18 protein-coding genes and 2 pseudogenes are annotated in these 22,075 nt (G+C 57.6%); 6 read left to right on the forward strand and 14 right to left on the reverse strand.

All coding sequences use genetic code 11. The features are described from left to right. Both ACR0IK_RS20460 and ACR0IK_RS20465 read right to left on the reverse strand, forming a co-directional pair. Nucleotides 1–254, reverse strand: a pseudogene (locus ACR0IK_RS20460) (hypothetical protein); the annotation flags it as partial. Continuing rightward, the gene (locus tag ACR0IK_RS20465; protein ID WP_480642999.1) at nt 254–559 is read right to left on the reverse strand and encodes a hypothetical protein; all 306 of its coding nucleotides are present in this window, start codon (nt 557–559) and stop codon (nt 254–256) included. The pseudogene ACR0IK_RS20460 and the gene ACR0IK_RS20465, both read right to left, overlap by 1 nt. A gap of 493 nt (nt 560–1,052) precedes the next feature. Between ACR0IK_RS20465 and ACR0IK_RS20470 the strand changes: the two genes are divergently transcribed. From ACR0IK_RS20470 to aspT (ACR0IK_RS20480), 3 genes are all read left to right on the forward strand, one after another. Then, the gene (locus ACR0IK_RS20470; protein WP_480643000.1) at nt 1,053–1,559 is read left to right on the forward strand and encodes a hypothetical protein; all 507 of its coding nucleotides are present in this window, start codon (nt 1,053–1,055) and stop codon (nt 1,557–1,559) included. 117 nt (nt 1,560–1,676) lie between these two features. After that, nucleotides 1,677–3,308: a bifunctional aspartate transaminase/aspartate 4-decarboxylase gene (locus ACR0IK_RS20475; protein ID WP_480643001.1), complete on the forward strand. Its 1,632-nt coding sequence runs from the start codon at nt 1,677–1,679 to the stop codon at nt 3,306–3,308. 25 nt (nt 3,309–3,333) lie between these two features. Next, nucleotides 3,334–5,007, forward strand: coding sequence for an aspartate-alanine antiporter (gene aspT / locus ACR0IK_RS20480; protein ID WP_480595290.1), 1,674 nt, complete (start codon nt 3,334–3,336; stop codon nt 5,005–5,007). A 1-nt stretch (nt 5,008) separates the two neighbouring features. Here aspT (ACR0IK_RS20480) and aspT (ACR0IK_RS20485) read toward each other — a convergent pair whose 3' ends face one another. Then, nucleotides 5,009–6,709: an aspartate-alanine antiporter gene (aspT, locus tag ACR0IK_RS20485; RefSeq protein WP_480643002.1), complete on the reverse strand. Its 1,701-nt coding sequence runs from the start codon at nt 6,707–6,709 to the stop codon at nt 5,009–5,011. Nucleotides 6,710–7,004: 295 nt separating this feature from the next. Between aspT (ACR0IK_RS20485) and ACR0IK_RS20490 the strand changes: the two genes are divergently transcribed. After that, a complete protein-coding gene (locus ACR0IK_RS20490) occupies nt 7,005–8,174 on the forward strand; it encodes an ATP-grasp domain-containing protein (protein WP_480643004.1) in 1,170 nt (389 codons plus the stop codon). Here ACR0IK_RS20490 and ACR0IK_RS20495 read toward each other — a convergent pair. The 7 genes from ACR0IK_RS20495 to ACR0IK_RS20525 all read right to left on the reverse strand — a co-directional run bounded on the left by ACR0IK_RS20495 (nt 8,156) and on the right by ACR0IK_RS20525 (nt 15,492). Beyond that, a complete protein-coding gene (locus tag ACR0IK_RS20495; protein ID WP_480643005.1) occupies nt 8,156–9,124 on the reverse strand; it encodes a Rieske 2Fe-2S domain-containing protein in 969 nt (322 codons plus the stop codon). The two genes, ACR0IK_RS20490 and ACR0IK_RS20495, sit on opposite strands and share 19 nt — an antisense overlap. Continuing rightward, nucleotides 9,121–10,215, reverse strand: a complete 1,095-nt coding sequence (locus ACR0IK_RS20500) for a GNAT family N-acetyltransferase (RefSeq protein ID WP_480643006.1) — start codon at nt 10,213–10,215, stop codon at nt 9,121–9,123. Before ACR0IK_RS20500 ends, ACR0IK_RS20495 begins: the two co-directional genes overlap by 4 nt. Then, nucleotides 10,212–11,480, reverse strand: coding sequence for a CoF synthetase (locus tag ACR0IK_RS20505; RefSeq protein WP_480643008.1), 1,269 nt, complete (start codon nt 11,478–11,480; stop codon nt 10,212–10,214). The genes ACR0IK_RS20500 and ACR0IK_RS20505 overlap by 4 nt, the downstream gene beginning before the upstream one ends. Further along, on the reverse strand, nt 11,477–12,301 hold the full coding sequence (locus ACR0IK_RS20510) for an MBL fold metallo-hydrolase (protein ID WP_480643009.1): 825 nt from the start codon (nt 12,299–12,301) through the stop codon (nt 11,477–11,479). Before ACR0IK_RS20510 ends, ACR0IK_RS20505 begins: the two co-directional genes overlap by 4 nt. Beyond that, the gene (locus ACR0IK_RS20515) at nt 12,298–13,272 is read right to left on the reverse strand and encodes an NAD-dependent epimerase/dehydratase family protein (RefSeq protein ID WP_480643011.1); all 975 of its coding nucleotides are present in this window, start codon (nt 13,270–13,272) and stop codon (nt 12,298–12,300) included. Before ACR0IK_RS20515 ends, ACR0IK_RS20510 begins: the two co-directional genes overlap by 4 nt. 1 nt (nt 13,273) lies before the next feature. Next, entirely contained in the window at nt 13,274–14,260 is a 987-nt protein-coding gene (locus ACR0IK_RS20520) for a 3-oxoacyl-ACP synthase III family protein (protein ID WP_480643012.1), read from the reverse strand. Nucleotides 14,261–14,613: 353 nt separating this feature from the next. Then, nucleotides 14,614–15,492, reverse strand: coding sequence for a LysR family transcriptional regulator (locus tag ACR0IK_RS20525; protein ID WP_480643013.1), 879 nt, complete (start codon nt 15,490–15,492; stop codon nt 14,614–14,616). 96 nt (nt 15,493–15,588) lie between these two features. On the opposite strand from ACR0IK_RS20525, the gene ACR0IK_RS20530 reads away from it, so the two are divergent. Further along, entirely contained in the window at nt 15,589–16,896 is a 1,308-nt protein-coding gene (locus tag ACR0IK_RS20530; protein WP_480643014.1) for an aminotransferase class I/II-fold pyridoxal phosphate-dependent enzyme, read from the forward strand. 253 nt (nt 16,897–17,149) lie between these two features. Beyond that, nucleotides 17,150–17,892 (forward strand): annotated as a pseudogene (locus ACR0IK_RS20535) (IS5 family transposase); the annotation flags it as partial. Between the two features lie 23 nt (nt 17,893–17,915). On the opposite strand, the gene ACR0IK_RS20540 reads toward ACR0IK_RS20535, so the two are convergent. The 4 genes from ACR0IK_RS20540 to ACR0IK_RS20555 form a co-directional block, all read right to left on the reverse strand. Further along, nucleotides 17,916–18,695: an IclR family transcriptional regulator gene (locus ACR0IK_RS20540; RefSeq protein ID WP_480643015.1), complete on the reverse strand. Its 780-nt coding sequence runs from the start codon at nt 18,693–18,695 to the stop codon at nt 17,916–17,918. Between the two features lie 11 nt (nt 18,696–18,706). Further along, on the reverse strand, nt 18,707–20,065 hold the full coding sequence (locus ACR0IK_RS20545; protein ID WP_480595272.1) for a TRAP transporter large permease: 1,359 nt from the start codon (nt 20,063–20,065) through the stop codon (nt 18,707–18,709). Further along, nucleotides 20,065–20,730 (reverse strand): TRAP transporter small permease, encoded by a 666-nt coding sequence (locus ACR0IK_RS20550; RefSeq protein ID WP_480595270.1) that lies wholly within the window; start codon nt 20,728–20,730, stop codon nt 20,065–20,067. Before ACR0IK_RS20550 ends, ACR0IK_RS20545 begins: the two co-directional genes overlap by 1 nt. Nucleotides 20,731–20,796: 66 nt before the next feature. Next, nucleotides 20,797–22,035, reverse strand: a complete 1,239-nt coding sequence (locus tag ACR0IK_RS20555; protein ID WP_480595269.1) for a TRAP transporter substrate-binding protein — start codon at nt 22,033–22,035, stop codon at nt 20,797–20,799. Nucleotides 22,036–22,075 lie beyond the last annotated feature (40 nt).

The raw sequence follows: 22,075 nt of genomic DNA on the forward strand, positions 1-22,075 counted from the left end.
GCCTCCTGCGCCGCCTTCAGCGCTCCAACCTGCACACCCGTCGCATTCTTCGCCGCCAACTGCAAAACAGCTCCATACATCATCGGGGCCGGTTCAGGATTGAGATCGACCGTCGCCGGGTCAGTTCGGGTTTGCGGGATTTGGCATCGTCTCTCATCCGTCCCTCCTCGAACGTGCGGCGCGAATCGCTGCGTGGCTGTGACGCGCCATTTGTATTCTAAAAAAATACAAAATGTATACAGAAAAGTTGACATCATGAGCCTTGAACTGCGCCAAACCACTCGGAGCGTCCGATGGACCAGCTGCGCACATCACTTTCATTCTGGTCGAGGTTGGTTTCCGGAGAGCAGGCAGCGGCTACTGGAAATACGGCGACGCGTTCATGGAGGCGTTCCACTAAGTAAACTCTGTGCTTAGCAACTTTGTGGTCGACGTGATGCTGAACCTGATTGGGGGTGTCCAAGGATAAGGACGGGCCATCGCTGTCGCTCATCTGGCTAGGGCGATCCACGTTATGCAGATGGTACAATGCTCGGGTATTGCCGCTGCGGATCGCCATTGGCAGCGCGTCCGAAAGCCCCAGGCATCATTCGTAGATGTCCCGTTTTATCGCTACGCACATGCTCAAAAAGGCAAAATGGGTTGAGTATTGGCGGCGGGGGGAGCTGCTCTGGCCGTTGGCGAGCCCAGTTGGTCAGGCGCTCACCCCCTGATCCCGCTCGTACCCCCTCGTTAAATTCAAACTCGTAAACTGATCAGCAGGATTGAGTTTTGGTACGTGCAAAAATGGGCATAACTATTACGAGATCGTGTCAGATCTATGTGTTTTACAGCCCAAGTTGCTACTCGTGCCTCATTTTGAAAAGTGTAAAAACCTTAAAGGGGCATATGTTGGCCGCCTGTTGTCACTTATGTTTGCGTTAGAACTGGCTTTATGTCATTTTTGTTTAGCCAAGAATGGGACAATTTCTGTAAATAATGGCGTTAATTCGCAACCGAATTTGTTCGAGAGTTTCCAAGTCCTCATCAGGAGTTAACGTTGGAGGACGGATATGAATTTGGAATCCCAGCACGCCGCAGTGGAACTTGCGCCGCGTATCATTTCTATTGCCAAGCGCGAGCGGCAGATTTGTCAGGCGTCCAAAGCAGCCGAGGCCGCGTTCCAACGTATCGCAAACGCGGCCAATGATGGTGTTTCAGTGCAAGGTGAATTGCAGAACCGGGTGTTTTCCATCTTCCGCTGGTATTTCCTGTCCGCTTTTTGCACGCGCCTGCTGACGGATGCAGCGCATCGGTTGGAGCATCAGACCCTGCAGGTGTCTGTGGATATTTTCAGCGCGGTTAAAATGGTCCTGACGGATAGTGAGATTGAACGCACGATGGCGCTGGTTAGTGTCGAGCGCACATCTCCGACGGTGGTACGCGCCAATGACATCGGCAGTCGCGGGCACACGGTGGGCTGGGTCGCTGCAGGGCTTCATGAAGAAGGTCAAAAATTTCCGGCCGAGATTCAGAACGCCCTGGCTGGTGCGTTAGCGGCGTCGGCCCGGATCAACTGATCCCCGGCAGTGGTTGCCCCCGCGTCAGGCTCTGACTGCATAGTTTACACAAGCACAAATCCTTGCGTACGATCCGGTTGAATTCTTCCGATTGTTTTAACGCAAGGGTTTGAAGCTATGTCAGAAACACTGGACCTTCACAAGTTTGAGAACTTAAGTCCTTTTCAAATCAAAGACGAACTCATTAAGTTGGCCGAGAAAGAAGCGCGCCAGATGGCCTTGCCCTATCTGAATGCAGGACGTGGCAATCCCAACTGGATCGCCACCAAGGCACGCGAGGCGTTTTTCCTGCTGGGCCAGTTCGCAATGACCGAGGCTCAGCGCCACCGCAATGAACCGCAGGTCGGGCTGGCCGGGATGCCGCAGGGGCCGGGCTGCTATGATCGGCTCAAGGCGTATTGTACGGACTCAGTAGATAAGAACGGTCCTCCGGGAGCGGATATTCTGGCCGCCGTGGTGGATTTTGCGATTGAGAAATTCGGCTTCATTCCAGATGATTTCGTGCTGGAACTGACCGACGGTATCGTTGGCGACCATTATCCGATGCCGGACCGTTGCATGAAGCACAATGAGGCGATCGTTCATGAATACGTGATGTGGGCGATGTGCGCGGGGCATCGGCCCGACGCAAAGTTCGACATTTACGCGGTCGAAGGTGGCACCGCGGCGATGTGCTATATTTTTAAAGCGCTCAAGAACCAGCGACTGCTGAACGCGGGTGACACAATTGCGTTGGGGACACCGATCTTCACCCCCTATCTGGAAATGCCGGTGCTGGAAGACTATGGGCTGAATGTGGTGGATGTGTCCTCGGAAGAGGAAGACCATTTCCAGTTGACCGACGATGACCTGGAACAGTTGGCCGACTCGAAAGTCAAAGCGCTGTTTCTGGTCAACCCGGGCAATCCGTCTTCGGTCGCAATCAGCCCCGAGGTGATGGCCCGGCTGGTCGAGTTCGTCAAAACCCGCCGTCCGGATCTGATCATACTGACCGACGACGTCTACGGTACGTTCATTCCGAACTTCCAGTCAGTGATGGGGCACCTGCCCGAGAACACGATCGGGGTCTATTCCTACTCCAAGTATTTCGGCTGCACCGGCTGGCGTCTGGGCGCGATACTGGTGGCCGAGAACAACATCTTCGACAAGATGATCGCCGAAGCGCCGGACGAGACCAAAGCCGTGGTCAACGCGCGATACGAGACGCTGACCCCGGACCCGTCCTCGTTCAAGTTCATCGATCGGATTGTCGCGGACAGCCGCGACGTGGCGCTGAACCACACCGCGGGCCTGTCTCTGCCGCAGCAGGTGATGATGACGCTGTTCTCTTTGGTCGAATTGATGGACGAGGACAAAGGCTACCAGAAGTTCTGCTGGGGCATCCTGAAACACCGCTTTGATGAGCTGGTCAAGGGCATGGGCATCGAAGTGCCCGACAACCCGCTGTTCGACCGGTATTATGGCATAATCGATTTTGAGTTCTGGCTGCGCAAATACGTGGGCGAAGAGGTGGTCGCGTGGATCAAGAAAAACGTCCACCCGCTGGATATCTCGTTCAAGCTGGCGCAGGACCACGGGATTGTGCTGCTGAACGGGTCGGGCTTTGATGCCCCGAACTGGTCCGCACGGGTGTCCTTCGCCAATCTCGATGACAGCGCCTATCGTCAGATTGGTCGCGCGGTACGGGCGGTGGCCGTGGGCTATGTGCAGGCCTATCGCGCCTCGAAAGGGTTGCCGTTGCACGGCTGAATAACGGCGCGGGGGGAGGGGCGAAATGGAATTGATCGGGTCGATATTTGGCCACCATCCCGCCCTTGCCTTGTTCTGCAGCCTCGCCCTTGGCTATGCGCTAGGAAAAATCACCGTCGGCTCGTTCACCGTGGGATCGGTGGCGGGTTGCCTGTTGGCTGGAGTGCTGGTCGGCCAGACCGGGGTGGTGGTGTCGGATGACTTGAAACAGGCGTTTTTTCTGCTGTTCCTGTTCTCGATCGGATACCGGACCGGGCCGCAGTTCTTCCGATCCCTGAACCTGCACGCCTTGCCGCAGATCGCCGTCACAGTGCTGCTGTGTGTCGTGGCGTTGGTGGTGGCCGCGGTGTTGGCCCCGCTGATGAGGCTGTCGGTTGGGATCGCCGCGGGTCTTTTGGCGGGTGGTGTGACCGAAAGTGCTACGCTGGGCGTGGCTATCGATGCCTTTGCCAAAACCGGGGCAGACGAAGCCGCGCAACAGATTTTCGATGGTGAGATCGCCACTGGTTTCGCCGTGGCCTATTTTGTAGGCGTGATCGCCACGATCTTTTTTCACACTCAACTGGCCCCGCGGTTATATGGCCGGTCATTGAAAGAAGCCTGCGCGGAACATGAGGCCGAGCTGGACAATAACGGCGCACCTATGGTGTCGGAACATCGCGATTTTGAAGCCCGCGCCTATCGCATAAACCCCGAGTTTGCGGGCCGTCGAATATCTGAGCTTGAGGCCCGCGTTCCCGATCATGTCCGCGCCTTTTTCGACCGGGTGCGGCGCGGGAACAAGATCCTGCCGACCTCGCGCGATATGGTGCTGCAAGAGGGCGACATCGCTGCCATCGCTGGCGTGCGGTCCTATCTGATCGACCACACTGCCATGCTGGGGGAAGAGGTCGAAGACCCCGAACTTCTGGACCTGCCGGTGCAGACCAACGATATCGTCGTGACCAATAAAGAGGTGGTTAACCAAACGCTGGCCGAACTGTCGGCCCGCCCCGAGGCGCGCACCATCTATCTGCGTGGCATCATGCGCAGCGGTGAGCGGCTGCCGATCTTTCGCGGTGTGACCCTGCACAAGGGCGATGTGCTGACCGTATCGGGCACCCGCGGCCATATTGAAGACGCCGCCAAGCGGTTGGGCTATTTGGATCGCGAAACCACCAAGACCGACATGGTCTTTGTGGCCTTTTTTATTCTGCTGGGCGGGCTGATCGGCATCCCTGCGCTGAAATATGGCGCGATTGAGCTGGGCTTGGGCACCTCGGTCGGGGTGCTGCTGGGCGGACTGGTGGCGGGGTGGCTGCGCTCGGTCCATCGGACGTTTGGCTTCGTACCCGAGGCAACTCTGTGGATCTTCGACTCGCTGGGGCTGTGCGTGTTCGTGGCCTGCGTGGGCATCACCTCGGGGCCCAGTTTTGTAACGGGAGTAATGGAAAGCGGCCCGTCACTGATCTTTGGGTCGGTGGCCATTGTGCTACTGGCCCATGGGTCTGCGGTCTTTGTCGGTCGCAAGGTCTTTGGGATAAACGAGGGTGTTCTGGCGGGCACCTGTTGCGGGGCAGGGACGTCGGCGCCCGGCCTGGCCGCCGTGCAGGAAGCCGCACAGAGTCAGGTTCCAACGCTGGGCTATGGCCTAGGCTATGCCGTTGGCAATGTGCTGCTGGCCCTGTGGGGCTCAGTCATCGTAATCCTGCTGATGTGACTTACGGCACGAACGCCACGACCAGCGGACCCCACAGGGTCAGGAAAATATTCGCCACCGCATAGGTCATGGTGAAGGCAGGCGTCGGGGTTGCGTTGCCGGTCTTTTCCAGCAGCGTCGCAAAGCCTGGATTGCCGGAACGTGACCCTGTCACCACCGCGCAGGCCTCGACCGGGTTTTTGATGCGCAGGACAAAATAGTTGATCGGGAACTGAACGATCATCGGCATCAGCGTGATGACGACACCCAGCAGCAACAGGGTAATGCCGTATTCCTGAATTGCCTCCAGCGCGGGCTTGCCTGCGTTCAGGCCGACGACCCCGACAAATACAGCAAGCCCAAAGCTCTGCAGAAAATTCGCAGCACCCCGGTTGATGCCGCCAATCTTGGGTCGACGGATACGCAGGTACCCGATGATCAACCCGGTCACGAGGCATCCAAGGCCAGACCCCAGCGCCACTTTGGTGCCTGCGATGACAAAGCTGATTTCACCGATCAGATAGCCGACGGCCACGCCGATCCCCAGAGCGATGAAATTCGTGACCGAGGCCGATGGCGGCACATAGCCCGCCACCTTTGATACCCGGTTCAGATCGTCCTTGTGGCCGACGATTGATACCTCGTCACCCGCGTGGATTTCGGTGTTGTGCAAAACAGGCACGTCATGCCCCATGCGCGTGATCTTCGAGATATGGACCCCGCGTCGTTGATCCGCCGTCAATGCTTCGCGCAATTCCGAAAGGGTCTTGCCCGCCAGCTTGCGGTTGGTGATGACGACGTTGCGGCGCTCTTCTACAACGGTCAGCTCGGGCGGGTATTCACCGATCTCACCACTTGCGGTGCCCTCAAACTGAGTCAGGGTCGCAACCAGTGCCGACACGACAATTACATCCCCGGCGTTGACGACAGTTTCAGGTGCCGCGTCTACTGGGGCGCCGTCGTGCAACAGCTTCTCGACGATCAGGTCGCCGTCATAGACGCCCTCGATGGTTTTCACAGTTTGGCCCACAATTGTGGCGTCGGCATTCACCTGATAGGCACGAGCGTCGAAGCGGTTCATCGGAAGGAATTCACCTTCCTCAAGCTTGCGCCCGCCACCGCTGAGTTTCTGGGCCAGCTTGATCGCCTCTTGCCGCAGGTCGACGCGCATAATGATCGGGATGACGCTGACGGCAAGAATCGGGCCGATCGAACCAAAAATATAGGTGACCGAGTACCCCACCGCGATGTTTGTCTTGAGCTTTTCAGCCTCGTCCGCCGACAGCCCCAGAAGGTCGATGGCGTTGCCAGCGGTGCCGATGATGGCGGATTGTGTCAGTCCTCCGGCGGCCAACCCGGCGGCCAACCCTTTGTCCAGCCCGGCCAGTCTGGCGACTACGATGACAAAGAACAGTCCCCAGAGGGTCATCATGAACGCAGCCAGCAGCTTCGTAAGGGCGGTTCTGTTCAGGGCCGCAAAAAACTGTGGCCCACCGTTATATCCGACCATGAAGATGAACAGAGAGAAAAAGACGTTCTGGACATCGGTGCTCAGGTTGATGCCGCCGATCTGGCCCACAAAAACCGCTACCAGCAGGGTCCCTGCGATGCCGCCCAGTTCGAACTTGCCAACCCGGAACTTACCGACGCCATAACCCAGGCCCAGACAAAGGAACAGCGCCATGATCGGATAGGCGCGAAGCTGTTCTGTGATCAATTCCATCTCAAATTCTCCAGTTGCAAGTCTGGCCTTAACGCCGCCCCGAAAGACGTCTCAGAACACTGATAAATCTTGGAAATTCAGATTACCCATGTCGCGCTGCGCTCAGGTAAGCATCGACTTTGTGTTCTGTCAAATTGTCCCCCAAGACCCAGTGGGCGCGAGGACGGTCGAGACACAAGCGTTGCATCCCGGCCTTTGCATCAATGCCTGCTTGTAAACTCTGTGGATATGCGGTTGGGTCGGTTGATCCTGCAACTGAGGTTTTGCCTGTGGCGGTCAATTCGGTAAAGGCGTGATGGCATCAGCAGTGCCGATATTGATTTCGGGTGCGCGCGCGCCAGTTGCACTGCATCTGGCGCGGTTGTTTGCACAGGCAGGTCACCCGGTGACTTTGGTCGATCACCTGAAACACCCAGTTGCTGCGGCCAACCGATTGGACATCGGGTATCACCGCATTCCGACGTTCACGACCGAGCCCCACGCAGCGCGTGCGGCGCTGTCGGAGATCATTTCGTCCGAAGGCATCAAACTTGTCGTACCCACCTGCGAAGAAGCACTGCATCTGGGCGCAATGTGGGCGCAGAACCACATGGGTGCCACATTGTTCGCACCGGAAATTGCATTGCTCGAACGTGTGCACAACAAGTTTACCTTCATAGAATTGTGCCGGGAAATTGGGCTCGACACGCCCGATACCCACCTTCTGACCACCCAAGCCGAATGCGCCGCCTACGCGGCATCTGCACGGGATCTGGTGTTCAAACCGGCGTGGTCGCGATTCGGGTCTAAGGTGCTGATCCGGCCTGATGCCGCGCGCCTGCGCCGGGTAAAGCCTACGGCGGCGACGCCTTGGGTTGCTCAGCGCCACGTATCAGGCGCGGAGCTATGCGTCTACGCCGTGGCGCGTCAGGGCCGAGTTGTTGCGCTTGCTGCCTATCGGGGATTGGTGCGAGCCGGGCCGGGGGCGGCTGTTTGCTTTGAACCTGCCGACGCGGAAATCGTCCGCCCTTTCGTGGAGTGCTTTGTCCGCGCGACCGGATGGACAGGTCAGGTTTCGTTTGACCTGATGCAGACCGACGATGGACGGATAGTCCCGCTCGAATGTAATCCCCGCTCGACAAGCGGGCTGCATTTTTTCACCGACGGGGCGGCTTTCGTACGTGCCATGTTCATGGATGACGCCGAGGTTAAGCCAAACGTAACCGACCCGCAGGCGGTACGGCTGGCGTTATGGCTCTACGGCCTGCCGATGATGCTGCGGCGAAAGGAGCGGCGTGTCTTTCGGGATGCGCTGCGCCGCTCGGGCGATGTTATGGGATGGTCCGGCACGCGGGTGGGGCTGGGGGCACAGCTTCGATCAGTCGCGGAGTTTGCCAGCATCGCCTTGCGGCATCGGATCAGTCTGGAGCGCGCCTCGACCTGGGGTATCGAATGGAACGGAGAGGATCAGAGCTCCATCTCATAGCTTTGCACGCAGGGGGTAAGGGTCTGGCCCGCTTCGATCAGCTCAATCTCGCGCCGCAGAATGTCCAGCGGTCCGATCATGCGGGTGCTGCCGCGTCTTTTCTCGTAGGCCGATGCCAATACCCGTCGATCCTGTTCCAACGCCACGCGAAACATCGGCTTGAAAAACAGCGCCTTGAGATGACCCAAGCCATGTTGACGCGGGGCACTGAGCCAGCCAATGCCCTCAACCGTTTCCGCATCCGTCTGCCGCAGGTGGAAGGTGGTGGCCAGAACCATTCCCCGAGGCCCCCAATATTCAAGCTCGGCAATTCCCGGGCGGCGATAGCGGCCCACGCCTTTGGTGCGGGCCCCATCCAGCAAGGCGCTGACCAGCCCATGTTGGCGCTCTTCCCCGGTATAGACGGCCTCGACCCAATCCGGGCCGCGCGTCACCTCGACTTGAACCCGGTAGCGTTTGGCTGACAGGCCACGCAACAGGCCCTTGTGCGTGTAATGGGTATGGGTTGCATCAAGGATGTTCTCGGCCACGTCGACCAGGGTCGAGCACGTCGTACTTTTTACAACCTGCGAAACGATGTCTTGCCCTTGCATCGGGTGAACAAAGGGCGGGGCAGGGGGCTGCCCGCTGGACAGGAAAATCCCGCCGTCCGTTTCCAGAACCCGATAGCGCGGGACACGGCAACGGGGCAGGGGATCGACTGTTCCGGGCATGTCGACACATTTGCCATCGCCCGAAAAGCGCCAGCCGTGATAGGGGCATTCGATTGTGTCACCCACCACGCGGTCTTGCGACAGCGGCACCAACCGATGGGGGCATTGGTCGTGCAGCGCCGAGATGCCTGTTCCGTTTCGGAAAAGCACTACGGGTTTGCCGTCAAAATGCACGCGGATCGGTTTGCGCCGCAGGTCGCGGGACCGGGCGACAGCGTGCCATAGGTCAGTTGTCATAATTCGAACCTTTGCAGAAGGGGGACGCCGACGCCTGACAACACGGTTGAAATCGCGCGCAAGGCCATTCTTTGTCGTCTGGGCAGATGTCGGACGTAGACGGCGCTGAATTCTATGGCGGGCACGGCCCCCCGATGACGTTTGAAGCCCGCCGCGCCGGCGCTCATGTTGAACAGCAGACCATGATCCAATGCGGCTTGCTGTGCGAGCGCGGTGATCAACCGATATAGCCCCTCCTTTTGCGGGCGGCTGGTGTCGTAGCCAAGCAGCGGTTGTGTCAGGGTGCGCCCGATCTGAAACCGCCCGCCAAAAGCCGCAAGCTCCCCGTCTTCGCCGCGCAACCCCTCCAGTTCAATCAACCCGCATTGGTGCATTTCAGCGATGAAAGCCGGAGTGTATTGCGGGTTCAGTGGGGTGTACTTTTCCAGATATAGCAAGCGGTAAAGCGCGGCGCACCGCGCATAGTCGCGCGGTTCAAAGGCCTCGTTGGTGACCAATTCATGCGGTGTTTTCTGCAGCAGGCGCTGATCGTTTTTCATGTCTTTTTGCAGCTTTGGCGCTTTGCGGCCATCGAACAGGTAGACCTGCCGCGATGGGATCATATGGAACCCCTCGGCCCGGAAAGCGTCCAGCGTAGACGCGTCCGCATAGGTATTGAGCGAGCGCAATATGATCGCGTGGCCCGGAAACCGCGCCGTCAGGTGGTCGCGCAATGCGGCGGCTGTAGGGCGGTCGATCTGCGTCACCGGGTTGGTGGAAAAAAGCCAATTGTTCACCTGCACCGAGCGGTCCAGCCCAGTGGCACGAACGATAGGCGCCGCGCAATGGGTCAGCCTGATTAACACGTGCCGCAACAGTGGGCGGCTGCCAAAATTGCGGGTCTCTTCGATGGCATAGTCGATATAGCCCGTCACCGGATCACAGATGTAGCAATTGCCTTGCAATCTGCCATCGTTCACCGTCATTGGAACGCTCAACTCACCGATATCCAACTGCTCAACCCGTGTGGACAGGTTTGCAATCAGCGCTTCGGAACGGTGTCGGGCAAAGAGGTCGACAAACTGCGCAACAGGGGCGGGGCTGTCCATCATACACTGTCATTCGGTGCAAAGCGGCGTTCGACCCGCCTGAGTTTCCGCGTCACGTCCAGCACCAGCGGTTTGCGTGCCAATGTGACCTCTGCCCAAAGTCCGCGACGCCTCAGCAGGGTTTCAAGTTGGTGTTTGGCCCGATCCACCGTGTCTGATGGCAGGCCCGGCGGCAGCGTCAGGACAATGTCCTGCGCGCCCGTCTGAACGATCCTGAAATCTGTAATCCGCGGGTCTGCTTTTAGCACGGCGTTGCGCAACACGTCCGGAGTGACGAGTTGCTGCCCCGATTGGCCCGGCAAGTGAAAACAATCGTCCACACGCCCGACCACCTCCTTCACCGCTTGCAAGTGTGAGCCGCAGGGGCAGGTTTCAAGCGCAAGCCTGAGAAGATCATTCATCCGGTAGCGCGCAAGGATCTGTGTGTTTCTCCGGAAGGATGAAATCAACGGTGTGACAAGCCCATCCTCTGCGGGTTCGAACTCAAAATGGATCGAATCTTCGGCCAGATGCAGACACCCATGGCGGCAGGTCACGCCCAGCAGCCCCTCGGTGGCCATGTAGATTTGCTCCAACGGTGCCCCAAAGGCTGTTTCGATCACCGGTCGGTCCACCGGATCAAGCGTTTCCGCCGCCGAGAAAACACGGGCCGGCTGCACCCGAAAACTCTGTTCCACCATGTGGCGAAGCACTTTCGGCGGGGCGACGATCACCGAGGGGTCGAAGGCTTCCAGCGCGCCCTGCCATGTGTCCGGGCCAACCGTAAGATCGAAGAATCGCAACTGGATTTGCCGGAACTGGTTGGCGCTGTCATACAGCCCGGTTCCTTGGGACAGGATGATCGCCACCCGCTGCCGGTGCCAAAGAAGATCGGCAATGGTTTTTGCCAGAATGGTCCCCAGCCACCGGTACCGCTCCGCGTCCGAGATGACAAAGAAACCGCGATTTCCACTGGTTCCGGTGCTGGCGCCCACGGTGAGCGAACCGATGCGAAAATCACGCTCCATCGCGTCGCGGACTTGCTCGGCCGTCACGCCGGGCACGTTGTAGCTTCCGAAATCGGCCATGAGCCGGGCCTTGTCCATCACGGGCAGATCCTGCAACCGGGCCGGTGCATCGGCATGGGCGCGCACCCGTGGCACTGACTGGTTGAGCCAACGTTCAAGTGCGCGGGTCTGCAGCTGTTCGAACCGTATGCGCGAAAGCCCCGCCTTGGAAAGGCGTCGCGTCGTCACAAAGCTTATGGGTGCCTGAAGCCGGGCGATCAAAAATGGGCCCCTTCTTCAACATCAAAGGATGAAGCTCCGTCGTCGTGGCACAACATGACGAGGCCCCCGGAGTCGCGAAACGCTTGGACATGATCGGTGCTGCGCCGCATGGCATTGTAATCGTCGGAAAGGAGACGTGGCATCAGGCGGGGCCGTGCGGCCCGAGGCAAGGCATCGATCACCCATTGCGCATCCGTGGCGTATAGCAGCGGTTCCTTCAATCGCGGGAACAAAAGCCCGAAATGACCCGCTGCATGACCGGGCAGCGGGACCGACAGAACACTGCCATCCCCAAAGAGATCATGACCGTCCGGCAGGTGCGGCACGCTCTTACTGGCCCTTTCTTCTACCGGGGTCAGGCGAGTGGCAAAATCGCCCGGAAGCAGTTCCGCAAAAACCCCGTGCCGGATGTTCTGAAAATTCCTGTTGCGTTGAAGACTGGTCCAGGCCGCCCTGCTGCACATGAATTGCGCGTTCGGAAAAACCGACAACCCAGAGACATGATCGGCGTGAAAATGGGTGACAATGACAGTGGTGATATCCCGGGGGGCAAGACCAAAGCGGTTCAGGAACGGCCGCGGCTGCGCATCGTCGTTCAGTATGGGGGCGAAGGCGTGCCCGTAAGCCCGCAGCCATCGGCTCCGCCCCGGCCCTTGGACGCTGTGGGCGGTGTAGCCGGTATCGATGAGAACCGGCCCTGCATCAGGATGCACAAAGAGGCCGTAGCGGACCCTTAACCAATGCTTCCGCCACGAGCCTTTCCGCAAGATGAACCTTTCGCGTGCACTGATCCAGGCGCTGTTGGCAAAAACTGGTTTCATGTCGCGTCTCCTGCTGCAAAGGTGCGCTCAAGGCCTTCGGAAAAGGAAACTCTTGGGACCCAGCCCAATTCGCTTTGGGCGCGCGAGATATTAAGGCTTTGCGCAAAGGCAAACAGGCTGAGAGCATACCTTGTGATCGGTGGTTCAGGTTGGCCGGGTCGCAACAGGGCTATTGCTTCGGCCGCCCGGGCAGCAATCAATGCCGGCGTCAACGGCATGTTTCGCCACTGAGGTGTGATCCCGGCACGCTTGCAAGCGCGTTCGGCGATTTCACTGATCGAGATCACTTCGCCACCGGAAATATTGAAAACCCGCTGCTCAACCGAAGACCCGGCATGGAGGGCGGCCAAGACCGCCTCAACCACGTCGTCCACGAATGTCAGGTCAATCCGCGCCCGCCCATCACGAAACCGGGGCAACGCACGTACCCTTGCAGAGTTCAGCAACCGAGGCAAAAGCGAGCGGTCACCGGGCCCGTAGAGGCCGCGCGGCCGCAGTACGACAGGCCCGACCTCTCGGGCTGCCATCACAAGGCCCTCGGCAGCGATCTTGCTTGCCGCGTAAGCTGTAAACGGGCGGGGCAGAGTTGTGTCTTCGCTTAGGTCCAACTGATCGTTCAGGGAGAAATACACCGAGGGGCTGGAAATAAAGACCAACCGCCTGATGCTGCGTTTTCGCGCGAAATCCAGCACTGCCTGCGTACCCAGAACATTTGCGTTGTGAAACGCCCGGCGCGGGCCAAATGGCGCGGACAAGCCTGCGCAGTGAACAATCGCGGCAATGTCATCGGGTATCCGGGCAACGGGTGCCGGATCGGGCAGGGACCAGCATAAGGTGCGCATTCCCTGATCCTCGAGTGCCGCCAGACGCCCGGTGTCGCGCCCCTGGCCAATGCCCCGCGTGCCCAGCCGACGCAGAATAGCACCGCCCAGAAAGCCGGTGGCCCCGGTGACAAGAATGCGCTCCGCCATCTCAGATCACCAAGGCGGCACCGCCGATGCTGACGCCAGCGGAAGTTCCAAGCATAAGAACCCTGCAGCCTTCGGCCAATCGGCCCTTTTCCCTGGCGATATCGAGAGCAAAGGGAATGGAGGCCGCAATTTGGTTTCCATAGTCTTCGACAATACACACGACCTGATCCCGGTCGAATCCAGTCTGTCGGATCATATGCTCAAGCCCCGCTGGGCTGGCCTGATGGGGGATCACAAGATCTACGTCGGACCGCGTCCAGCCTGCCTGACCTAGCAGGTCATCCACAAAGGTGTTGAAATACTGCGATGTCAGCCGGAACAATGCCTTGCCGTCCATCCCGAACTTGGCGTTGGCAACAAACGCGTCGCGGTCGGTTTCAAAGTCGAACCGGGTGCCACCTGCGCCGATGCTGCAGGCCTCGTATGCCGAGGGAAAGCTGCGGAGCCGGATTGCCTTGATTTCACCGGGTTTGTCGTCGCCAGATGGCCCCAATACCACCGCCGCAGCGCCGTCCCCGAAAAGGGCTGCGACTTCGGGCTGATCATTCCACGGCAACGCACGTGAGGCGACTTCCGACGATATCACCAACGCCCGCTTTGCGGCGCCGCCATCGATCATCCGCGCCGCAGTCTCAAGCGCGCTAACAAAGCTGAGACAGGTGCTGTTGATATCAAACGCTGCAGCGGTTCCATCGGGTATCCCCAATGCTCGCATGATCAACGGCGCGGTCGAAGGGATAGGTTGAAAGGGCACGGAGGACCCTGAGATAACCAAATCGACGTCGCCAGCAGAAAGACCGGCATTTTCAAGCGACGCGAGACCAGCAGCCTTTGCCAGATCAATCTGTGTCTCGTCGTCACAAACAAATCGCCGTTTTACACCGGTAGAAGAGATGCGATCTATTAATCCCAAATCGAATTCTATCGCGCTAGTCAGCAGTGAATTTGTCGGCAGGGACCGACCGGTTCCGAGAACGGAAACTTTCATATTTGTTCCTACGGTTGAGCCTTTGTCATATAGCTCGGCCGCGTTTTTTAAGAAATGGAGTAATTCCTCACCTGTACATAGGACAGACAATTTTGGATTGAAGTAACAAGTCATGCGACCGCTCTCCATGAGTTGAGGACGCGCAAGCATCTGTTGGCGAGCCACTTCTACGGCGGCCCTCCGGTCCAATTGATTTTCGGTAACAAGCAGCAACTTATCGACAAACTGTTTCGTCGGGCGTCGGCTAAAGCCTCAAGCTCTTTCGCAAAGCTGGAGCGGAAATGTCCGATCCTCAGGCTTAATCGCAACGGCGATGTTGCATACTGATCGAATGTCAGCTTTAGGGTGCTCATTCAATCAGATAGCAAAGCGACGACCTGATCTGTTTCGGGTCTTCGACGCGATTGCCGTGGCACCTGGATCACGAGACAACTATCTGTTTGGCAGGATTTCGTATGCGCAAGCGTTAGCGTTCCCGATGCCAGAGCCTCTTTGATCAAGCATAGATGCCCGATCAATACGCCTGCGCCGGCTTTGGCCTCTTCGACGGCTAGACTGTAGAGCGAAAACTGAGGACCACTTTGATCATCGTTCAGATGACATCCAGTGTTTCGTGACCAAATCGCCCAATCGTCTTTCCAAACCTGATCGTGCAGCAATGGAACGTCTTCAAAACCCGTTTCGCTCTGCGCACGATCCAGAAGAATGGGCGCACAAACCGGAGCGATCACATCCTGGCTGACCACAATTTGGTTTGGCGAACCGTCCGGCGGGGCAAAAAAGATCGACAGATCGAACAGCTCACGCTCCAGGCTTGGCGGGGTCTCCATCGCTGTGACGGAAAAAACGACGTCTGGAAGCTGCGCTCTGATCCGCCGCAGTTTTTCGGGTAACCAGAGTTGGGCTACACTGGGTAGGGCGGCGATATGAAAATCGGCTTTGCGCTTGAGATTACGCAGCGCTCGGGCGGCATCGGCCAATTGGTCAAATGCCGAGGTGAAATCCGCAACAAGAGAATGCCCCTCAGGTGAAAGTTCAACCCCTTGGGCATTGCGACGAAAGAGCGGTGCACCTGCCCATCCTTCCAGCGCTTTGATGTGTTGAGAAATTGCGCCCGGTGAGACGCTCAGCTCTTCGGCTGCTGCAGCAAAGCTGATGTGGCGTGCAGCTGCCTCAAAGGCGCGCATGGCGTTTAGGGGTGGTCCCTTTGGGCGTTTGGGAGCAACGCTCATTTCTTTAGCCTTAGTTTTTCTACGCCAAGAAATAGCAATTCTGCTTTGCGATGTCACGCGGCTGCGGTCACATTGGGAAAAACAGGAGATCGACAGATGACACTTGCACGAAGAGATTGGGTGCCCGCTGTAAGCGAAGCCTTGGTTCAGGACATCGCGACAAAGGCCGCTTCGATACCGTCGTGCGATCTTTTGGCCCGGATTGAGCGTCTGGCAGAGGAAAACCGTCGCATTCACGAAAAGGAGTGCTTTAACCTCAACCCGGCAACTAATGTGATGAACCCAAAGGCCGAGGCGCTTTTGTCCTCAGGTATCGGGTCTCGACCCTCACTGGGTTACCCCGGGGACAAATATGAAATGGGGCTGGAGGCAATTGAAGAGATTGAAATCATCGCCGCAGAACTTTGTGCCGACGTTTTTGACGCCCAGTTTGCCGAGGTTCGGGTGCCTTCAGGCGCCATTGCCAACCTCTACGGTTTCATGGCGACTTGCAAACCAGGCGACACAATAATTGCTCCGCCTGCATCGATTGGCGGGCACGTGACCCATCATTTGGCTGGTTGCGCGGGACTTTTCGGCCTGCGTACCATCGAGGCCCCCATAAATGCTGACGGTTACACTGTCGATCTGGATCAGTTACGCAACCTGGCAATGACCAATAGGCCCAAGCTGATCACAGTTGGCGGCAGTCTGAATCTTTTTGAACACCCCGTAGCCGAGGTGCGCTCCATTGCGGATGAAGTCGGAGCAAAGGTCATGTTTGACGCTGCCCACCAATGCGGCATCATTGCTGGGCGCGCATGGTCCAACCCATTGAAAGAGGGTGCGCATTTCATGACCATGAGCACCTACAAGAGTCTCGGCGGTCCGGCAGGGGGTCTGATCGTTTCGAACGATGCCGACATCGCCAAGGCGCTGGACGCCATCGCCTTCCCCGGCATGACAGCCAATTTCGATGCGGCAAAGACAGCCGCGCTCGCGGTCACTATGCTGGATTGGAAAGATTTTGGCCCGGCCTACGCGAACGAGATGATCGCCATGTCAAAAGCTCTGGCCGAAGCTTTGCATATGAAAGGTGTTCCAGTCTTCTCTGGCAGGGATGGCTTCACCAAGTCCCACCAATTCGCGGTTCTGGCACAGCCCTTCGGCGGCGGCCAATCGGCTTCTAAACAGTTGCGCAAAAACGGGTTCCTCTCCTGTGGCATTGGATTGCCCGTCGAACCGGTCGAGGGTGACATGAATGGCCTCCGGATTGGCACACCCGAATTGGTCCGCTGGGGCATGACTTCTGGTGACGCAGAGCGTTTGGCCGACCTGATCAAGCGAGGCCTGAGCGGTGAGCCTGTTTTGTCGGAGGTCTCTGCCTGGCGTGGTGAGTTCAACCGACTGCATTTCGTGAATTAGAATCAAAGCAGCCATCTGAACGAACCTCCCAGATGGCAGCTTTGTCCTGCGCCTGTATCGCTTAGTTGTCCTGCATGAACGGCCGCTGCCGATTGCAAATGATCATTATGTGTCAAACTACCTGGCAGGGATCATTTTTGGTGCGAATGACTAAAGTGACGGCAACGCTATCACGTTTAGGTTCTGGACCCATTAAATTGGTTGCCGTGATCTCGACTGCGTGGATCACGCCCCTGAATTTCAGGGGTGTGCACTGAGCAATCTATTCTGTCTGACTGACGAACAAATGGGGCGTCTTCAGCCTTGCTTTCCGAAGAGCCATGGCAAACCAAGGGTTAACGACCGGCGTGCTCTGAGCGGGATTATCTTTATAAACCGCAATGGGTTGCGGTGTCCGAAGCACCTCGCGAATAAAGACCGCCAAAGACGCTGTACAACCGATGGAAGCGGTGGAGCAACATGGTTGTGTTTGCTTGGATCATGGAAGGATTGGCTGCTGAAGGCACGGATCACAATACGATCATGATTGACGCAACATACCTCAATGCACACCGCACTGCCTCAAGCCTGCGGTTGAAAAAGGTGGTGCGTGGCAGTCTGACCGGTAGGACCAAGGGTGGAATGAACACAAAGCTTCACGCCATTACCGACAGCGTTGGCCGCCCAATTCGGTTCTTCATCTCCACCGGCCAAGTTGGCGATTGTGCTGGGGCCAGGGCTTTGGTGAACGACTTGCCATCGGCTGAATGGTCATTGGGTGATCGTGGTTAAAATGCGGGCAGGTTCCGTGAAGCCCTTATAGACAAGGGAAAAAAGCCCTGCACTTCAGGCCGAAAATCACGCGACAAGCCTGTCCGGTACGACAAGCGCCGCTACGAACGCCGCAACAAGATCGGGATTTTGTTCGGACGCCTGAAGGGCGGGCGTCGTGTTGCCACTCGCTGTGATCTATGCCCGAAAGTCGTCCTCTCGGCCATCGCGCCCGCAGCCATTGTCAAATCAAGGAGTCTGAAACCTAGTCACTCGGTCAAAAGAGCTGAAAGCCCATTCGCCCCTTTTTGCAGTATGCCCAGAAACGACATCAGACTTTTGACGTCATGACGTTGTGTAGGCGCGTGAACCGAAAGCGTGCCCACCAGTCGACCTTGCCCGTCCTGAACGGGTACAGCCAGGGCAGTCATTCCGGTCATGAATTCCTCGTCATCTGTGGAATAACTATTCTGAGAGATACGTTGGATCTCGGCTCGCAACAGCTTGGGATCAGTCAGTGAGCGTTCGGTTTGTGGCTGCAGATGCCCTGCTGAAAGAAACCCATCCAGCTTTTTTTGCCGTAGCGTGGACAGGTACATCTTGCCGCTGGCGGTGCAGTGGAAGGGCACCTGAGTCCCGACCGGGAGTTGAATTCGCAGAGGCCATTTGGTCTCCACCCGGTCGAGATAGATCATCCCCTCTCGGTCAGGAATGGCGAGGTTGCATGTCTCGCCAACTTCTTCTGCCACACTGCGCAAGATTGCCAGACGCGCCGTACGTAGGTGCTCGGACGACATTATATTGACCGAAAGCCGCCGCAGCCGGTGTCCCGGACCGTACGACCGACCATCCAGATCGCGCTGCAGGAAGCCTTCAGCCTCAGCGGTTTGCAGCAAGCGATGGACGGTCGGCTTGGCTAAACCCAGTGTCTCAATCAGGTCCGCTGGCTTGACGGCGACCCCGCGCCGCGCCACTTCCTCGAGGATCAGAAGAAGGCGCAGGTTGGTCGGTATCTGAGTTTCTTTGTCTTGTGTTTCCGTCTCGGCCATCCCGCAACAGTCTAGTTATTTGGCAGCAGGATCAAGGCCAGATCGGGCACAAGCGACACCAAAATCCACACCGACAGCAAAGCTACCAGATATGGGACTGTGTACCGCAACAGCCGGAAATAAGGTACGCCGGTCACACCTGAAGCCACGTAGAGGTTAAGCCCGTAAGGCGGAGTGATAAAGCCGATGGATGCGCCCACAAGGAAGATCACCGAGAAATGGATTGGATCAATCCCAACTGAAGCCGCAATTGGTGCTAGGATCGGTGCCAGGATGATCGTCACCGGCAGACTCTCCAGCACCATGCCCGAGAAGAAGACGATCACCATCGAGGTAAACAGCACCGCGTGATATCCGCCCATCGAGGTCACGAAATCCCCAATGGTTTGCTGCGCGCCGAGTAGCGACAGAATCTGCTGCATCACCACCGAGATAGCTATCAGCGGAGCGAGGATGCCTGTGATCTGGGCCGAACGGATAACGATTGAGGGGATTTCGGGGATCGTGAACCCTTCAACCACGAACATCTCGGCATAACTCTTCTCGGTTGGTGATATGTCGTTCCGCGCACCCATGATGCGGTTGATCGGATAGCTGACCAGACCGGCGATCACGCAGAAGCCAACGGTCACACCCGCTGCCTCAGTAGGAGAAAACTTGCCAGTATAGATGCCCCACAGAACCAACCCGATAGCGAAGAAGCCCAGCCATGCTCCGAATGCGGTTTTCAGCACGCGGTTCAGTTGCAGCGGGATCAGGTGACCCCAACCGTTCATTCGGCAGATGATCCAACATGCAAACTGCATTCCGAAAACCATCAGCGCGCCTGGCAGAATGCCCGCCACAAACAGCTCGGAAATCGGCAGGTTCATCAGGAACCCGTAGACGATGAAGATAATCGAAGGAGGAATGATGATCCCCACCGTGCCGCCTGCTGCCGCGGTCGCGGCGCTGAAGCGTTCATCGTAGCCGCCTTTGACCATTTCAGGGTGCAGCATCGAGCCGATGGTCGCCGTGGTGGCCGAGTTCGATCCTGAAATCGCAGCAAACAATCCGCAGGCCCCCAAAGATGCCATCGCCAATCCGCCGCGTATCCAACCAAGACAGGCGTAGGCAAAATCGCTGAGTCTTCGGGCGATGCCGGACTTGTTAATCAGGTCTCCGGTCAGGATGAAAAGCGGCATCGCCAGCAGAGCAAAGCCCTTGTTGAACACGTTCAACAGCTCGGCGCCCATATTGTCCAGCGTCAGACCCAGGACGAAGGAACAGCCGATGACCCAATAGCCGATAACCAGCAACACCGGTACGCCTAGCATGAATAGAAAGGTGACCCCTAGCGAGATCAGTGTAACCATGGTTCCATCAGTCATCAGTCTGCTCCGATCACGGCCTGCTGGATCAGCGGCTCACCTGTTTTCCAGTTATGCAGATCGTCAGCGAGGTTCTGAAATACGCGCCCGACCATCAGAAAGAACGACAGTGGCGCTGCCAAAAGAAACCACCACTGCATGATATTGTCGGTACCCAGAACAATCTGAAAGTTCGACGCCGACAACGCCACCAACCGGGTTGTGGTCACAATGACGATCACCGCAAAGATGAACCACAGCACCGCGTCGAGGATCAGGCAGGCTAATTGGCCGCCGCGCGGCATGGCCGTGCGAAACTCGCTAAAGCTCAAATGGGTGCGCAGGCGAACGTTGTAGGATGCGCCAAACCACGCCATTACCATGAACAGCAGCGGCGGGATGGTGGTCGACCACGGCTCCTGATCGTTGAACACGAACCGGTCAATCACGCCCCAAAAAATGATCAGGGCAATGGCAAGATAGGAATACACCATAACCGACCGCTCCAGGTGGCGTTCGATAAAGGGCACCGCCCGATAGATCAGCATGATCACAAACCCACCAAGGGCCGAGACCACTGCCCCCAACACCCATGTGGCATTGGATTCCAGCGCGGATTGAATCTCGAACGAATCCTGGCTGAGAAAGGCGCTGAATATCGCACCTATATCTGCCCAAAAAGACATGTATCCCATCCTCCCAGTCGGTATTTGGTTGAACCGGCCCGCTTGGGGCCGGTTCGTTTGAGTTTATCAGGCTTCGCCTCTCCACCAACGGCGCGGCTCGACATTTTCCGGCAGTGTGTCAGCCGGAATTTCACGCGCGATGTCGTAGATTTCCTGATATGTATCGATACCGCCTGACCACTTGTTCAGGCGCTCACGCCACTGCGCCCACGGCTCGGGGTTGTAATTCGGAGCACACATCTCTTCGGCCAGCTTGATCTGGTCGTCCGCCAGGAAGGCCGGGCGCACACCGTTTTCGGCAAAGATTGTGTTGGGCAGTTGCGGGTCCGAGAAACCTACGGTGTTCAGCAGCGCAGCCTCATTCGCACCTTGAATCAGCGCCTGTGTGAAGTACGAGGACTCCATGACTGCATCCTGCAACTCACCGCCCAGCCCGTCGAAAACCTTGGCGGACATTGAGGTATGCTCGGTACCGCAGAAGAATTTCAGGTTCACCGACTGCGACACAACGGGCGACATGTTGGCGTAAGCCACGGCAGAAGCCCATGTCTCGGCGCCGTCGATCAGACCGGTCTTCAGCGCGTCCAGCGTTTCCTCCCACGCCACCGGAACCGGGTTCAGATTCAGAAGCTGCATGGCAATCCGGCCCAACTGTGTGCCCGTTACCCGGTTTTTGGTGCCGAACAGCTCCTCCAGCTTTGTGACTGTCGGTTTGTCTGAAAAGGTCGAGCCCATTTGCAGTCCGCGCAGTTCACAATGGGTGAACAGGAATTTCAGACCGTGCCGCTTTTCAAGCGGTTCACGCAGGATTCGCTGGCTCGCCGGACTGTAGAAGAAATGATACTGCGCCGCGCGGCTGGGGAACATGTAGGCATAGTCCAGCACATTCAGATAGGGCGCACCACCCGCCGAGTTCTGAGTCGAGGCGGCATAGATGTCGACGATCCCCTGCTGGGTTTTCTCGACGCAGCTCAGCTGACCACAGATCTGGTTGTCACCGATGAACTCGATGCGAATTTCACCGTCCGTGCGCTCCTCCAGATCACGCGCAAATTCGATAGCGCCCGCGCGTTCGATCAGCAGGTTGCGTGTATTGAAGCCAGATGCGCCAAATTTCAGCGTGTGCTTTGGCTCTTTCGAAAAGCGCTTTTCATAGGTTGATTCGGCTGCTTGCGCCAGATTCGCCAAGCTCATCGCGCCGCCAAACCCGCCTGCCGCCAGCAGTGTCGAACTCATTCCATAACGCCCGGCAACGCGGAAAAAATCCCGCCGCGAAATACCACTTAGTTTCCGACCGATCTCCATTGCTTACCTCCCTGATCGCAAATAATGAGACATTTTGTAT

The sequence above is a fragment of the Ruegeria sp. BF7 genome (assembly GCF_056538605.1).